The organism is uncultured Leptotrichia sp. (assembly GCF_938036635.1).
GTDB lineage: Bacteria > Fusobacteriota > Fusobacteriia > Fusobacteriales > Leptotrichiaceae > Leptotrichia > Leptotrichia hongkongensis.
Genome location: NZ_CALHQO010000537.1, coordinates 1 through 15,484 on the forward strand (window position 1 = coordinate 1; position 15,484 = coordinate 15,484).

At 33.0% G+C, this 15,484-nt stretch carries 25 protein-coding genes; all 25 read left to right on the forward strand.

The window, feature by feature from the left end; genetic code table 11:
- Positions 1-196, forward strand: a 196-nt coding sequence (locus tag Q0370_RS10690; protein ID WP_299575548.1) for a hypothetical protein, incomplete at its 5' end; no start/stop codon positions are given.
- A complete protein-coding gene (locus Q0370_RS10695; protein ID WP_299575550.1) occupies positions 189-764 on the forward strand; it encodes a minor capsid protein in 576 nt (191 codons plus the stop codon). The genes Q0370_RS10690 and Q0370_RS10695, both read left to right, overlap by 8 nt.
- A 126-nt stretch (positions 765-890) precedes the next feature.
- On the forward strand, positions 891-1,487 hold the full coding sequence (locus tag Q0370_RS10700; RefSeq protein ID WP_299575552.1) for a hypothetical protein: 597 nt from the start codon (positions 891-893) through the stop codon (positions 1,485-1,487).
- 9 nt (positions 1,488-1,496) lie between these two features.
- Positions 1,497-1,889, forward strand: a complete 393-nt coding sequence (locus Q0370_RS10705) for a hypothetical protein (RefSeq protein WP_299575554.1) — start codon at positions 1,497-1,499, stop codon at positions 1,887-1,889.
- An 11-nt stretch (positions 1,890-1,900) separates the two neighbouring features.
- Positions 1,901-2,956, forward strand: coding sequence for a major capsid protein (locus tag Q0370_RS10710; protein WP_299575556.1), 1,056 nt, complete (start codon positions 1,901-1,903; stop codon positions 2,954-2,956).
- Positions 2,957-2,965: 9 nt separating this feature from the next.
- Positions 2,966-3,139: a hypothetical protein gene (locus Q0370_RS10715; protein WP_299575558.1), complete on the forward strand. Its 174-nt coding sequence runs from the start codon at positions 2,966-2,968 to the stop codon at positions 3,137-3,139.
- A complete protein-coding gene (locus Q0370_RS10720; protein WP_299575560.1) occupies positions 3,139-3,447 on the forward strand; it encodes a hypothetical protein in 309 nt (102 codons plus the stop codon). Before Q0370_RS10715 ends, Q0370_RS10720 begins: the two co-directional genes overlap by 1 nt.
- 10 nt (positions 3,448-3,457) lie before the next feature.
- A complete protein-coding gene (locus tag Q0370_RS10725) occupies positions 3,458-3,715 on the forward strand; it encodes a hypothetical protein (RefSeq protein WP_299575562.1) in 258 nt (85 codons plus the stop codon).
- Positions 3,696-4,112 (forward strand): hypothetical protein, encoded by a 417-nt coding sequence (locus Q0370_RS10730; protein WP_299575564.1) that lies wholly within the window; start codon positions 3,696-3,698, stop codon positions 4,110-4,112. Before Q0370_RS10725 ends, Q0370_RS10730 begins: the two co-directional genes overlap by 20 nt.
- A complete protein-coding gene (locus Q0370_RS10735; RefSeq protein ID WP_299575566.1) occupies positions 4,112-4,492 on the forward strand; it encodes a hypothetical protein in 381 nt (126 codons plus the stop codon). Before Q0370_RS10730 ends, Q0370_RS10735 begins: the two co-directional genes overlap by 1 nt.
- A complete protein-coding gene (locus tag Q0370_RS10740) occupies positions 4,476-4,940 on the forward strand; it encodes a hypothetical protein (RefSeq protein WP_299575568.1) in 465 nt (154 codons plus the stop codon). The genes Q0370_RS10735 and Q0370_RS10740 overlap by 17 nt, the downstream gene beginning before the upstream one ends.
- A complete protein-coding gene (locus Q0370_RS10745) occupies positions 4,940-6,088 on the forward strand; it encodes a hypothetical protein (protein ID WP_299575570.1) in 1,149 nt (382 codons plus the stop codon). The genes Q0370_RS10740 and Q0370_RS10745 overlap by 1 nt, the downstream gene beginning before the upstream one ends.
- A 14-nt stretch (positions 6,089-6,102) precedes the next feature.
- Positions 6,103-6,534, forward strand: a complete 432-nt coding sequence (locus tag Q0370_RS10750; RefSeq protein WP_299575573.1) for a phage protein — start codon at positions 6,103-6,105, stop codon at positions 6,532-6,534.
- An 82-nt stretch (positions 6,535-6,616) separates the two neighbouring features.
- Positions 6,617-7,129, forward strand: a complete 513-nt coding sequence (locus Q0370_RS10755; RefSeq protein WP_299575575.1) for a hypothetical protein — start codon at positions 6,617-6,619, stop codon at positions 7,127-7,129.
- A gap of 28 nt (positions 7,130-7,157) precedes the next feature.
- Positions 7,158-7,394: a hypothetical protein gene (locus tag Q0370_RS10760; RefSeq protein WP_299575577.1), complete on the forward strand. Its 237-nt coding sequence runs from the start codon at positions 7,158-7,160 to the stop codon at positions 7,392-7,394.
- A 1-nt stretch (position 7,395) separates the two neighbouring features.
- Complete coding sequence (locus Q0370_RS10765) at positions 7,396-10,410, forward strand: phage tail tape measure protein (protein ID WP_299575579.1); 3,015 nt, start codon at positions 7,396-7,398, stop codon at positions 10,408-10,410.
- An 11-nt stretch (positions 10,411-10,421) separates the two neighbouring features.
- Positions 10,422-11,015 carry a phage baseplate protein gene (locus tag Q0370_RS10770; protein WP_299575581.1) on the forward strand — a complete coding sequence of 198 codons (594 nt, stop codon included), beginning with the start codon at positions 10,422-10,424 and terminating at the stop codon, positions 11,013-11,015.
- Positions 11,012-11,347: a hypothetical protein gene (locus Q0370_RS10775; protein ID WP_299575583.1), complete on the forward strand. Its 336-nt coding sequence runs from the start codon at positions 11,012-11,014 to the stop codon at positions 11,345-11,347. The genes Q0370_RS10770 and Q0370_RS10775 overlap by 4 nt, the downstream gene beginning before the upstream one ends.
- On the forward strand, positions 11,347-12,507 hold the full coding sequence (locus Q0370_RS10780; protein ID WP_299575585.1) for a hypothetical protein: 1,161 nt from the start codon (positions 11,347-11,349) through the stop codon (positions 12,505-12,507). The genes Q0370_RS10775 and Q0370_RS10780 overlap by 1 nt, the downstream gene beginning before the upstream one ends.
- Complete coding sequence (locus Q0370_RS10785; protein WP_299575587.1) at positions 12,504-13,088, forward strand: hypothetical protein; 585 nt, start codon at positions 12,504-12,506, stop codon at positions 13,086-13,088. The genes Q0370_RS10780 and Q0370_RS10785 overlap by 4 nt, the downstream gene beginning before the upstream one ends.
- A gap of 637 nt (positions 13,089-13,725) precedes the next feature.
- Positions 13,726-13,851, forward strand: coding sequence for a hypothetical protein (locus Q0370_RS10790; protein WP_299575589.1), 126 nt, complete (start codon positions 13,726-13,728; stop codon positions 13,849-13,851).
- An 85-nt stretch (positions 13,852-13,936) separates the two neighbouring features.
- Positions 13,937-14,461, forward strand: coding sequence for a hypothetical protein (locus Q0370_RS10795; RefSeq protein ID WP_299575591.1), 525 nt, complete (start codon positions 13,937-13,939; stop codon positions 14,459-14,461).
- Between the two features lie 110 nt (positions 14,462-14,571).
- A complete protein-coding gene (locus Q0370_RS10800) occupies positions 14,572-14,742 on the forward strand; it encodes a hypothetical protein (RefSeq protein WP_299575593.1) in 171 nt (56 codons plus the stop codon).
- 112 nt (positions 14,743-14,854) lie between these two features.
- Complete coding sequence (locus Q0370_RS10805) at positions 14,855-15,154, forward strand: hypothetical protein (protein ID WP_299575595.1); 300 nt, start codon at positions 14,855-14,857, stop codon at positions 15,152-15,154.
- 14 nt (positions 15,155-15,168) lie between these two features.
- Positions 15,169-15,484: Bro-N domain-containing protein (locus tag Q0370_RS10810; protein ID WP_299575597.1), on the forward strand; the 316-nt coding region annotated here is incomplete at its 3' end.

The following is a 15,484-nucleotide window of genomic DNA, read 5'->3' on the forward strand; positions in this document are numbered from 1 at the left end:
TGAATTAACTGAAAATAATTATACATATTTTGATACATTTATGGAAAATGAAAAGAGTTCTAAATTAACAACTTTATCATTAGCCCTTGATGTAATAAGCAAGGCAAAAGAGATTGACGAAGAGTATAAACTTAAAAATTTAATAGAAAAAGTGATGGATGACACTTTGCAAGATCTGAGTGGTTTGTATGATTAAAATAGATTTTAAATGGAATCATAAAGTTGAGAAAAAGTTATTTAATTTTTTCAAAAGAGTGGCATTTTCGATATTTAATAGCAAAAAGGCAGATATTGATTATTCAAATTTAATGAAAATATTTGTTAATTATAGCATTTCTTATGAGAAAAAATTTAAGAAATCGAAAGATATAGATGTTAAAAAGCATACAGAAATAGCAGTAAAACAGATAAAAGAAATAAAAGAATGGCAAAACAATTTGAATAATTATATTGAAGAAAACAAGGAAAAAACTGATTTAAAAGATAAATTGAGAAATAATGCTAAATTTAGAGCTAGGAATATGCTGGGCAATTATTATAAAGACTTTTTGAAAGAAATAATTGCAAGCGAAAGCGAATATTTCGAGTGGAACACAATGGGAGATGAGCGTGTCAGACCGACACACGAAGCAAGAGACGGAGTTATCTATAACTGGGATAATGCCGAGATAGTCCCTGGAGAAGAGCCAGGGTGCAGATGTTGGGCTACTGTTTATTTTCCTGAAACAAAAGAAGAAATTGAAGATATAAACCAAAATTCTTGAGAGTTGAAAGATTACGAATCATTTATGAGTTGTTTGATGTCAAATCTCAAAAAATTATAGAGTATCAATGCTGTAAATCATTTATGAGTTACAGAAAAATAATCTAAAAAAACAAGGAGAAATGAAATGTTAAAAAAACTAGAAAAGAGATTCAATTTAAATTATGAAGAACCGGAAGACGGAAAAGGAAATGGAGAAGGAACTGGTACAGGTGGCAATGAGCCAACTCTTGATGACTTAAAAACCGAAATTGAGAATTTTAAAAAGGCACAGGCTGAAAAAGATAAGGAAATTAATTCTTTAAAATCACAGCTCGGGCATAGCAATAAACAGCTTGAAGAATTTCAAAAGCACGGTAAAACTGCTGAAGAATTGGCAAATTTGGAAAAAGAAAAAATTGAAAAAGAACTTGCCGAAACTAAAAAACAGTTAAATCTGACAACTTTAAAAACTAGAAAAAACGAGCTAATAACAGAGTTAAAGATTAGTCCACAATTCGCTGATTTAGTTCAAATTGCACCAGATATGACAATTGAAAGTCTTGAGTTGGCAGTTAAGAATGTAGCGGCTAAAGAAAAAGAGTTCACAACAGATTTCTTGAAAAAGAACTCTATAACAAACGGAGGATTCAATCCAAAGGATAAAAAGAAAGACGAAAAAGATTTTGTTGACAGAATGATTGAGAAAAACAAAAACAACGAAACAGATCTTACAAAATTTTAGGAGGTTGAGATGTTAAAAAGAACAGTAATGCACAAAGAAAAACTGAATGTGCAAGTGAAAATATTAAAATCAGATTTTGCTAATTACATTTACAAAGACAAAAATACCAATAAAGAGTATTTGTTAGCTGGAACACTTGTTAAAGCAAAAAATGGAGAAGATTTAAGAGAAACAGGAGCATTTGTAATTCCGACAGGGACAGGAACGCAGGCGGAAGCTGTGTTATTGCATGATGTTGAGTTTAAATATTATAACGACAACGAACAAGCGACAGTCTCACTTGAAGGAGTTGCATATTTAGATAAATTAATTGCAGTAGGAAAAGAACATTCTACGCCAATTACGGTTACAAAAGCGGAGTTACCAGCAGGGATAACTTACATTTATAAGGATAGAAAATAGGAGGTTAAGAAATGCCAATGAATTTAACAGATTTATTAAACGCAAAGAGCTTAAATAAGTATTATGCAGGAGTAAAAGGAACTACGTTAGTAGAAGCAATGTTTCCAGCTGTATTTTCAAACACATTTGATATAAATACATTTGGAAGTTTAGACGGTGGAGCAGTTGAAATATTACAAAGTAGCCAACTAGATGCGGATGTAATGTTTAGAGACTGGGATTTGAAAACAACAACAAAAGGGGATAAGCAGTTTTTTAGAGAAGGTATGAAGCTTGACGAGAAACGCAGAAAAGAATTGCTAGAAATTTTGAATACAAATAACCAGTCAATAATTGCTAGTTATTCAGAAAATATTTTTAATAAATTCGCAGGGAAAAACGGATTTTTAGGAAGTGCAAGAGCAATTGCAGCTTATACAGTTTCACAATTTTTATCAACAGCCAAAGTAACGTTTGTTGATGAAAACGGTGGAGGACAGACAATTAATTATAGACTTGCTGATAAATACAAAGAAACGTTAGCAGGAACTAATATTTGGAGTGCTGCAACAGCAAAACCGCTTGAAGATTTAGAGAGATGGAAAGAAACGGTTGAAGAAGGCGGAGGAAACGTAGAAATAGCTTTAATGTCAAAAGCTACGTATAATGCACTAAAAAAACACGATACTGTAAAAGCATTATTTAAGAATACTATTGTTACGGTTACTCCAGCACTTATTAAATCTACTATCGAGGACGTAATTGGAATGACGATATTGATTTGGGACGAAAAAATAAAAGTTGGAAAAATGACTAAAAATGTATTTCCGGACAATGTTGTTACACTAATTCCAAACGGACAATTAGGAACAATGGAATACGGGCCAACTCCAACCAAAACTGATGAATTACTTGGATATTTAGGAGATAGAGAAGTTGTAGATATAGCAGGAACATTTGCAACTGTGGAAGTTGTGCCTGAATCAAAATCAGCGGGAGTTGTGAATAATGTAAACGTTGTAATTGAAGATTTAGTTGCCCCAAATCCATCAATAATAAACAGCATGTTCATAGCAACAGTTGGGTAGGTGAATTGAATGGCAAAAGAGAATAAAAAGGAAGAGGCAAAAGCTATTGTTGAGGCAGTAGCTTTAACGCCTTTGAGATTTAACGATATTAGATACGAAATTGGCGATAGGCTGGAATTAACTGAAGCAGAATTTGAAACTTTATCAGAAAATAAACTTGTCGGCGAAAGAGTTGATGAGTAATGACAGATGAAATTTTGGAAGAATTAAAAAAATATATTCCCGAAACTTCAGATTTTGATGTAGGGGTTGTTGAGCAGTTTTATAAAGTCGCTGGAGAAAAACATAGCAGTGAAAAAGAAAAATTGCTTAAAATATATCTTTTTGGATATTTAATCACTTCATTATATGATTTTGATTTTACAAAAGTTCAAGTATCTAACATTGTAATTGAAGAAACAGGTGGGAACAATCAATATTTAGTGATGTATAAACAGTTGTTAAAAACACTTGGAATTGATGAAAACGAAACAACTGTATCAATAGTTTAAGGAGCGGATTATGTTTAATTTTAAAAACAAGGAAAAAGGAGAAATCCTGCTTGTCAAATTAAATCATATATTGCTTAAAGAAGGCGATAATGAGTTAGATTTGACACCTCGCAGAATGAATATTGCGAAAGAGGAAATTGAGGAAAGAAAACTTAATATTGAAATTATAGAGCTGGGTGATAAGAATGCCGTGCAAACTGAAAATAAAGGAGAAGCCCAAAAACAAGAATCTAGAAAAGTTAATGGCGATGAACAGGCAAAAAATTGAAGTTGGAACAGTAACTAATTATAGTGTTAAAGGCGGATTTAATGCTTTTGGACTGTCTAATGTTCTTGACACAGGTTCTAGTCGTGGAGTTCCAGGATGGAATTATAACCAAAAGGCTTTTGAACAGTTTAAGCCAATGGCGGCTAGATACTTTAAAGAAGGAATTGCCAAGATTATAAATGGTAGTTTTAGTGTAGATGCAATGACTAATAAAATTGGAACAGAGGCAAGCACAAAATATAAAGCAATGATTGAAAGAATTAAAAGTCCAGCAAACAGTCCTGTGACAATTATGAGAAAAGGATTTAACAATCCGATGATTGAAACAGGGTGTTTTAAAAGTAATATTGCCGCTAAGATTAATGGTGGAAGAATTGTTGGGAGAGGTGGTGGATAATGGATAGGAAAGTTAGGGCGGCTATTAGAAAAGTTTTAAAAGTTATAAGGAAGTTTTCTGATGATGTAACTATATATTCAGAAAATTCTGAAATTGAATTTGATGATTTAGGAAATCCGATTCAAAACAAGATAGAAAAGACTGTGAAAATGGCTGTATTAACGCCAAAACACAATTCATCGTTTCCACAAAGTATGGACGGAAGTTTTTTATCGAATAAGAAAGAAGGATATTACATTCTGAATGATACAGACGGCTTCAAAATTTCCGAAAATATGAAAATAAAACACAACGGTGTGATTTATAGGATAGTTAATATTGAAGAAAATTATGGAGAGTTTTTAAGAATGGAGCTGAATATAGATGACAAGCGAAATTAGAAAAGAAGTTGTGAATGATATTAAAGAGTTTTGTAAAAAGTTTGGCATAAATCAAGTTATCAATGAAGAAAAACGTGATGAAATTTCGGCTGAACAGTATGAAAAACTTAAATTTCCACTTGTTTTCTATAATCTGTATATTGAAGATGCAGGCGGTCCTATTCCTTTTGGAAACGATAAATATTGTTATGATGAGGAAATACAGGCACTTTTGACTTTGGAATCACGAGAGAAAGATAATGATTTTGATATGCTTTATATGTTTTTGGCAAATACAAACGCAACAAATGATTACTTTAATGATAGAAAACATCAAAGGAAAATACGGAAAGTATATAAGATACAGGAAACGCCTTTTAATTTTATGGGCAGAAAATATTACAAACAAGTTCTGCAATTTAGCTATTTTGCAGAGCATTATATAAATAAAGATTTTAGGGAGGAATAATGGCAATAGAAAGAAATGATTTGAATACATTGAATAATGTACAAATAAAATCAGAAAATAACAGAGCATTTTATGCCGATGTCAGAAGCTTAATGTTTTTTACAAAAGACTTCGCAATATCGCCAACTTATATTACAGAGCCAAAGGATTTATTGGAGCTGAATGTGAGTGGATTAGATGAGAATCATATTTTTTATAAGTTAATAGCAAGTGCCTATTCACAATCATACACTCCATTAAATGTTGTAGTGTACGGAAACAATACAGCAACTACGTTTACGGAACTTATGAAAACTTATGTAGATCATGAGGACGCTTTCGAGGTTACCAACTGGATTACTAATATGGATATAGTCGCAGAGAAAAATTACATAGACAGTATTATAGCTTATGCAAAAACTGACAAGGATAAGCAGTTCTTTATAGCTGTAAATTATGAAAAATTAGGAAATTCAGCCAAAGCCGTAGCACTACAGACAGATAATAATGTTGACAATGTAGCATTTGTTATTGAAGGGGCTAAGAACTTGGCAAAAGGAAACTGGCTTACTGGAGCATTGGTTGGTGGAACGGTAGGATACAAGGATTTGGGAAGTTATATTGTGCATTCTACACAAATTAACGGATTCGTGCAGGAGAACTTCACAAAAACAGAGCAAAAGGCATTCTGGGACGCTGGATTGAATTATCTATCTAAACCAACGCAAGGATATTTTCATGTTGTAAATGGGATTAATTCAGATAGTAAGACGCTTATTGAATTGAAATTGATTGAGATTTGGTTAAGAGATGGATTGAAAAAGGATTTGACAATCTTCCAGGTGAGAAAAGATAAAATACCTTTGAATGATACTGGAAGACTGATGATAGAATCAATAATTAGAGAACGTTGTAGACAAGGTGCTAATGCCGGAATGTTTATGGTGGATAATGCTGGAAGCTATTTTGGAATCATAACTCAAAAAGATAAGAATGGCAACGAGATAAATATTAAGTTAGGACATTTGACAGTAGATGAGATAACACAGGAGTCAATCAGGGAAGGGAAATTCAAATTTGATTTAAAAGTTACTTATCTGAACGGCGTTAGATATGTTTCGCTTACTGGAGCAATTACAACAGACGGAGAAATTATTTTTAATAAATAAGGAGGTAAAGATATATGGCAACAAAACAATATAACGTGGATAACGTCAAAATCATACTGACTGCCGCAGGAATTCCTTATGCGATTACTTGCAGACACGAAGATGGTTTTGAAGACGATCCGAATACAGAAAGTTCAAGTTCCACGATTGCAAGCTGTGGACAGAAAGTGGTAAACGTATCGGTAGATGAAAGTGTATCTATTACGTTAAGCCTGCTTTACGGAAGTGAAGAACACAGAACAATGGAAAGGCTGCACAAACTTTGGAAAGCGAATAAAGGACTGTTTCCAATGTTTATGGTAATTACTGATACAAATACAAATGAAACTTACATTTATAACGGCGTTTCGTTTAAGAAAAAGGCTGGATTGAAGTATGCAAATGAGAGTGGTACTGAAGCTAGGGCTTGGGAGTTTGAAGCAGAGAGTAGAGAGCTTGTAATATAATTCAAGAAAAGAGACAGCTGATATGGCGGATAAAACGCCTGATTTGGTTGTCTTTTATGTCAAGATATAAGGAGAAATAAAAATGAATTTAGAAAGAAAATATAACGAAGAAGAAGAAAAAGCAATTAATATGTCAAGAGAAATGGCGGGGTTGTCACCTATCACGCAAGATGGCGAGAATAAAATAGTTGAAAATAAAGAAATTAAGAACGAAACAGCAGCAGTTGAAGCCGTAACAATGGAAGAAACGGCTGAAGAAATCAAAAAAAGAAGAAATGAAGCCGAAAGAAGAAGAATAAAACAACAGGGTGGATTAAGACCTAAACAGATATTTAAACACACTTTGATTGATTGGGACGGTAAAGCGAAAGATGTAATTTGCGAATATCCGTCAACAAGACAGGCGATTAGATATTCTAAAATGGAACTTGATCCTGGAACAGGTAAAGGAATATTTTCGTTCGCTGATACGGTTACTGATTTCTATAATGATGGATTATTACCGAAATTTGAAATCGAAGATTTTCCAGCAAGCGAAATTGCAGAATTAGCTACTTTCCTGTCGGAAGTGGTAAGAAATCCCTTCCTTAAATAGAAATCCTGCTTTTTTCTATGAAGGGAAAATGTATATAAATAAGGACGAAATGCTAAAGGAAATAACAGAAGTTGAAAACTTGGCATTTCAGCTTGAATTAAACGATAATTTTAAGAGTTTCAGTTCATTTGAGTTTTTGGAAAGATATAACAAAAATGATATTCCTGAAAAGGAATTTGAAACATTTTTAAAGATGTGTTTCTATGATACAGAAATACAGAAAATAAAAGAGCGAGAACAAAAGAAAATAAAGAAAGGAAGATAATATGGCTAGCGGAGTAGGGGTTACATACGAGTTAGAGTTTGTCATAAAAGACAAGAACGCAAAGCAATGGATACAGTCTATGCAAAAGGAAGCTGAAAGGCTAGCCAAGGCATTAGATAAAGTTACTTTAAATAATTTCAACAAACAGATTCAGCACATGCAGAAACATTTGCAGTCCCAAGGAGATAAATTAAAATCACAGCTTAAAACAGCACAGGATATGATGAAGTCGCTTGGAACAGGTAAAAATGTAAAAAGTGGACTGGATAATGTCAAGAGAGAGACACAGGAAGCCAAAAAGAAAATGGATGAGCTGAACAAGGCAAAGGAAGCAGTCGGAAAATCAGTTAAAAATCCTCTTGGAAATGTTGCAAAAGGTGCTGATAGCGCAATGAAAAGAGTTAAGGGGCTTTTAAATAAAGTTCGTGACGGAGCGTTGTATAAGGCCGGAAGTTTTATTACACAGGCTGGAATGGAAGCGTTACAGGAGTACGGACAGACTGATTACGAGTTACGTGGGGCTTCTGCTAAGACTGGAGGTTTTGGAACTGACTTGAAAGATTACAGGAAACTTACAAAGCAAGTTGGTGGAGCAACTAAGTTTAATAATTTAGATGTTGCACAAGCTATAAATGCAGGAGCAACTTTAGGGATAAAAAAAGATGAGATGAAAGAGATTATTCCGTCGGCTGCAAATTTAGCACAAGCATTCAATTCAGACATCACGCCGGCACTTGAAATGGTAAAAATGCACATGAATTCTTATCAGTTATCCGCAAAAGAAGCGCAAAAAGTAACTGATATGATAGCTGTTACATCTAAAAATACTGCGGCGGATTTGCCAAGACTTGCTGAAGGTTTTAAATACGTTGGAGCTTCTGGAAAAGCATTAGGGGTTCCTATGGAAACAGTTTATGCAATGCTTGGTAAAATGAATGACAACGGATTGATAGGTTCTACTGCGGGTACAGGATTAAATCAAATGTTTGAAAGTATGAAAGATTTTAAAAAACGAGATAAATTAGAACAATTGATTGGTAAGGTTACAGATGAAAAAGGAAATTTACAGGATATGACTTCTATTTTGGAACGGTTAAAAGGTGTAACTGACAAAATGGGAAACGCTGACAAGGCTGGAGTTTTAAAAACTATATTTGGAGTGCAAGGTGGAAGAGCTGTAAATACTTTGTTAAATGGAAGTATTGAAGATTTAAAAAAACTTCAAAACGAAATAAAAAACAGTAGTGGAGCAGCTGAAAAATTAAGCAAGTTCATGATGCAGGGAAGTGCTGGAGCAGTTGAAACGTTAATGGGAACAATGTCAAGCACGTTTGCGGCGGTATTTGATTCATTAGAGCCTTTATTAGTCCCAGTTGCAGGACTGTTTATGGGAATTGCTGAGGCAATAGGGCAAGTTGCAGAAAAAGCTCCTTGGCTGTTACAGTTAGTTTCTGTTTTAGGAGCGTTGGTTGTAGGAGAATTAGTTTTTCAAAAATTAAAAGCAAGTATCGGACCATTTATCACAGGAATAAAGGAAGCGATTGCGAAAGTAAGTCTATTTAAATTAGTTCTTTATGGATTGCTGGCAGTTGGATTGGTTGTGATATTTAATCTATTTAAGCAATGGCAGGATTATTTGCAGGAAAATGCTGATGTAAGCAAAGTCTGGGAATCGGCGTTGCAAAGTCTTGGCACTGCATTAGGAGCAATCGGCGATTTAATAATGGCTGTTATTGGAGCAATATTTGGTTTCAGCACAAAATCAAGCGATGCGAAAGATAAAACTAAAATATGGGGAATGACTGCTGATGAAGTGAAGCAGAAATTGGAATCATTTAAGGAAAAAGTGGACGCATTCGCTCAAAAAGTACAAGAGATGTCCAAATGGGTTGAAAAAAACAAAGAAACAGTAAGGCTTTGGGGTACTGTGTTTCTAGGATTAGCTGTTGGGATTGGAATTTTGTGGGCTTTAGTTGCGGCACAATCTGCTTTCAATGCGGTAGCGGCGTTGAATCCGTATGTTTTAATTGCAGCGGCTATAATCGCAGCAATAATAGCAGTGGTAGCGGCTGTTAAATATTTTTGGGATACAAATGAAGGTTTTAGAAATGCGATGATGTCTATTTGGAACACAATTAGTCAATGTTGGGCTATAGTAGGTTTTATTTTTGGAGGAGTTGTCGGTGCTGTAATTGCAAATTTACTGCAACTATGGACACAAAATGAGACATTCAGAGAGTTCGTAACAGCAGTTTGGAATTACATTGGTTCAGTATTTCAATTGGTAGGAGCGATAATAAGCGGGATTGTTATGGCAATTGTAAATGTTGTATCAATATTGGTTAACGCAATAATAAACCTTTATAATACAAATTCAACATTTCACGCAATTGTAACAACAGCTTGGAATGCCATAGGCGTATTAATTCCTGCCATAATTAGGATGATAGTAGGAGGCCCAGTTGGAATGTTTATAGGTGCATTAGTTAGTTTATACACTCATAATCAAACTGCAAGAAATTTAATAAATTCCGCTTGGAACGCAATCAAATCAGCTGTATCATCAGCTATATCTGCAATAATAAGTAGGATTCAAGCAGCAATTTCTGCGGTACACGGATTAATAAACGCTTTCCAATCAGCAGGAAGATTAGATTGGGGTGGAGTTAAAGCTGGTGGAGCGCAATTTATTGGTGGAGTTAAGGGTGTTGTAACAGGGAAACACAAAGCAGTTGGAACTAATAATTTCCAAGCACAAGGTGGGGGAGGAATAACTTCCATTGATGAACACGGAGATGAAGCGATATGGCTTCCAAACGGTTCCATGGTCGCAAGAAACACAACAACTCTTGATATGTTGAATAATTTAAAATCTATCAAGAAAAATACACGTAGTGGTGCAAAAGAAACAGGAACAGTCGTCACAAACAACAACAACTTTGTATTCAATGTTAATGGAACTGATGAAACATTGCAGGAATTGAAACGTGAACTTGAAAAATTAGGGATAGTGTAAAGGGGGACAGGATGCAAGTATTAGATTTTTTAAAGACAAAGTTTGCTGAATTTGAAGTTCAGAAAGATAAACTTGAAAAACTGTATTTAAAATATTTTGGTATTAAGCCTAATGGATTTTTAGGCACTATACCTCTTTTAGTCCTGTCAACTGATTATAGCCAAGATAATGAAATAACAGGGTATAAATCTTATTTAAAAGACAATTTCAATGAAAATATGTTCGTAAATCCTTATACATTAAAAATCGAAGTAATTTTGCATGGTAAAGAATGGAAAGATGAGCTTGAAAAACTAGTCAAGGAATCAAGAAAAAGAAATTATACGATGTTTATGTATACCAAGTTCGATAAGATTTATGCACCGCTTGCAATCACAAGTGTAAGTTATTCAGAAAATTACGAAAGCTACACAAGTATTAAGGTTTCAATAAATCTGAAAGAAATAAATTTGCTTAAATTTACTACGGCTGACGGAAAAACAACAACAGAAGCATACGTTCCTGAAGCAAGTACGCAGAATAGGGAAGTTACAGAAGTTAATTTAAATGAATCAATGCAAAATGAATTTGAAATTGATCCTAGAGCAGGAGATGTTATAGAATGAAAAAATTATACAGTTTTGATATTACGTATAAAGAAAATGGCAAGAGCAGTTATAAAATATTGCTTGATGATGGAAAAAAGACGCTTGTAGCAACATTGGATATTTATAACGTCAGGGGGCTTTGGTATTTGGATATAAAGAGCGATAACGAGGATTTGCATATTGGACAGAGAATTAATGCTTATGAAGATTTGTTTCTGATATGCAGGAGAAGATATAAGGAATTTCCAAATGTTAAGATGATAGCCTTGCCGATTAATTTAAATGGCTTTGATGTTGAGTTTACAACCGAAACGGCTGGAGTGCTGCAAGATATTATGGTGGTGGTTTAATGGCTGAAAATACACAAAATAGCAATAATTATTATATTCTGTGGGACAGATATGCAAAAGTAACGTTTAAAGTGAAAAACGGAAGCGAAACAGAAGAAATTGAGTTTGAAAGGTTTCAAGTTGAAAATGTTGTTGATTCATCACCTGACTTTGAGATAGAAACAGAGTTTGATATTACCGAAAGCACGAATATTGCTAAAGTAGTTATCTATAACTTGACAGATGAAATGATTAAGAAACTGAAAAAAGGTGTGGAAGTAGTTATTGAAGCAGGATACTGGAACGATGGAGAAAACAAGGATATTGGAGTTATTTATAAAGGGATTGTTGAGAGTTTAAAAGGAAGCTGGAACAATGCTGACAAAAAATTTGAGATAACTTGCAATACTTACAACGATGAATACAAGGATACAAAAATTAATTTGAAAGCTGGAAAAGGAACTAAAGCAAGCACAATCATAAAACTTATTTTATCAAAACTGGATAAATTAAAGGCTGGGAAAATAGAACTTGGGAAAGATATTGATTATAAGGATGGCAAAACTTTACATAACAACGTAAAACATATTTTCAAGGAATTGGCAAAAGACACAAAAAGCGTTTTCTTTATAACAAATGGAGTTGTAACGTTTCAACCAAGAGACAAGATAAACAGAGGTATTTTAGAGTTCGACCCAAACAGGTTTCAAGATGTCAAGGAAAATGACGGAACTTATACCTTAAAAGCAATATTTGACCATAGATTTCAGGAAGGATTTAAAATTAATCTTGATTTGAAAAAGGCTTTTGAACAGCTTGAAATTAAAGGGGAGTATCTTATTACAAAAGGCAAGCATGTAATGAATTTCAAAACAGATGCCTATACAGAACTAGAAATTAAAACTAAATTTGATGACGAAGAAACTAAAAAAGCTAATGAAATCGAGATTGTTACAGGTAAGAAAGGCAAAAACGAAAAATCTTCTAAAAAGAAAAAGGGCAAAGAAAAAAGCAAAAAAGATGAAAAGGATAAGAAAAACAAAGAGAAAAAAAGCCAAAAAGACAGTAAAAAAGAAACAAAGAAAGGAAGTAAAAAAACCACTACAAAAAGTGGCGGAAAGAAAAAAGAAAAAGACTGGGATAGAATTGTAAGAACTTATGGAGTAGGAGGTAAGAAATGAGAAAAAAGACAGTAGGAGATCATATTGAAAGTATGATAAACGGAAGTTTTGATAATTTAAATACCCTTGCAATAGCCAAAATTGTGGAAGTGGACAATTCAAATATGATTTGCAGCATACAAATGCTTGATATTCCTGAACTTTTTGGCACTCGTGATGAAGTAGAAGTAATTGAAAATGTACCGATTGCTCCAATATTTTGGGGTAGCAAATGTAAAATAAATGCTCCGTTATCTGTAAATGACAAGGTTTTGGTAGCATTTTGTCAGCACGATACATTCAATGCACGAAATGCTTCTGAGCCTTGCGAGCCAAACTCCAGTGCTAAATTTGATATAAATAACGCTATTGTAGTTGGACAGATAACAAGTGATGCAGAAAAGAATGTATCTAATGACTTCTATATTGCGTACGGTGGAACACTTGTAATAATAAATGATAGTGGAGTTAGCATAAAAGGCAGTTCCATAAATATAAGCGGAGCAGTAAAGATTGAGGGGGATTTAGAAGTGAGCGGAGACGCTACGATTGGCGGTAAATCATTCTTAACTCATACTAATGGCGGAATGCCGTTGGATTAGGATATAAATAAGGACAATTACAATTAAATATAATAACTGTGATGATACATTGACAAATTCCAAGAGGTGCAATATAATAGTTCTGTAGAGAACGGAAAGGAGGTTTAAGCAAAATGACAATAATCGAAAAAATCCATCTACTTGCCAGTATCTGTACAATATTACAATTCGTATATATGATATACAAAGAGTATAAAGACGGAGAAAACAAGAAGAAATAAATTTAACAACAAGGGCTATGGTTGCCAAACCCTCTAGCCTTTCTCTACACTTTAATTATTAAAAGAAAGGGGTAGTTTATATGTATGAAAAGATACAGTTGGCACTATCGGTATTAATAATAATTCTTTTTTGTGCATTTTGGATTGTGAAATTTCTGAAATGGAAAAAAGGTAAAAAAAAATAAGCCCAACAACAAGGGCTTGACAATAATCGAATTTTATTTGATTATATTATAGCATATTTTGGAAAAAAGTCAATATAAAAATAATCACAGTTATTAATTTAGCTGTGATTTTTTTATGTAAAAATACAGGACAATGACAATTGAATATATGACTGTGAAACTAAAATATTTGTTTTTTAAGTTTGGGATAGTGGTGTAATCCGATAAATAATATGGAAATGGGTGATTAAAGTGATAAAAAAACTGAAAAAACTGTTTAAAATGATTTTCCAAAGAAAAAAATATGCGAGTGAGCAAATTGTAGAAATAATAAAAGAGGAGCTGGGATTGGATGGGTCGCACAAAGATTTAAAATAATGTTATTCTGATTTTAAAATCATTCTTTAATTTCTCTTAGAAATAGTGTATAATATAGTAAATTATTTTTAAGGAGGAAAAATTTATGGCAAAAAAGATTATAGGGGAAGATGGAAAAACCTATATTGAAAAAAAACCGTTTTATAAAAAATGGTGGTTCATTTTGTTGGTAGTTCTTGTAGTTTTAGGTGCAATTTCAAATAAAAAAGAAGGAACAACAAAAACAGAAAGCAACCAAACTCAATCATCAGTAACTAAAGAAGAAACTAAAAAAGAAGTTGTTTATGAAAAAATAACAGCAAAGAAATTACTTGATGATTTGAAAAACAACGCTTTAAAAGCTGAGCAAACTCATAATAAAAAAGAATATGAAATAACAGGTGAAATAAGCGTTATTGATGCTCAAGGTAAATACATCAGTATCAATCCTATAGGAGATGATTTTGTATTAACAGGTATACAGGCGTATGTCAAAAATGATGAACAGAAAAAGGTTGTTGCTGAACTTTCTAAAGGAGATAAAATTACTGTAAAAGGTAAAATTAAAGATGTTGGAGAAGTTATGGGATATACAGTAGATATTGACGAAATATCTAAGACAGCTAAATAATTACTTTAAATCACAGGATGTAAAAAATTCTGTGATTTTTTTAAAAAAGTTCTTGACTTTTATCGTGATACTTGATATAATTGTATCAAGATACAAGGAGAGTGATTAAAATGGCAAAAAGTAGAGCAGATTATTTCAAAGAAAGGAGAAAAAAATTAAAAACATTCAGTGTGGATATTAATAAAGAATTAGCTGAAAAATTAGAAAATAAGTTAGAAGAGTTGAAAAAGACAAAAACAAGATGGTTAATTGAAAAAATTGAAGAAGAAATTGACCAATAAAAAAACTCCCTTGTATGAAAACAAGAGAGTATATACGTATAAAACGTATCTAACCAATACTATTATACTATATATTCTCTTAAAAAACAAATATTTTTAGGAGGAAAATTTTATGACACTTAGACAAGAACTAGGATTTGAAATTACAGAAAGTTTATTGGATGAACACAATCACAAGTTAAAATCAGCAAAAAAGGTGGTATTTGACTTAATAGAAGAAATGTACGCCATTGTTCCAAAGGATTTTGCAGGAAAAGTGGTAGACTTGGAAGACGCCTTGTGTGATTACTACAGAGTAATCAAAAGAGAATACTACGAGGCTGGTTCAAACATAGACACATTGGTTCAAAGAAACTGTGAAAAGGAAGTTGCTGAAAAAGTGGCAAGAATTGAAAGAAAAAATATAGTATAACGGAGGATAAAAGAATGTACGAATTACAAGTTATAAATGATGAAAGATTTCAAATATTCAGTAAAGAAAATTTAGGAAGTGTAAGAACAATATTGGTGGATAACGAAGTATGGTTTTGTATAAAAGATGTTTGCGATATATTAGAATTAACAAATCCTACTGTTGTAGCCAAGAGATTAGATGAAGACGAAGTGACTAAGTTTAACTTAGGGAGTAAATTTGGTATTACCAACTTCACAAACGAAAGTGGATTATATACTCTGATATTACGAAGTGATAAAAAAGAAGCAAAACCATTTAGAAAATGGATAACATCAGAAGTTATTCCAG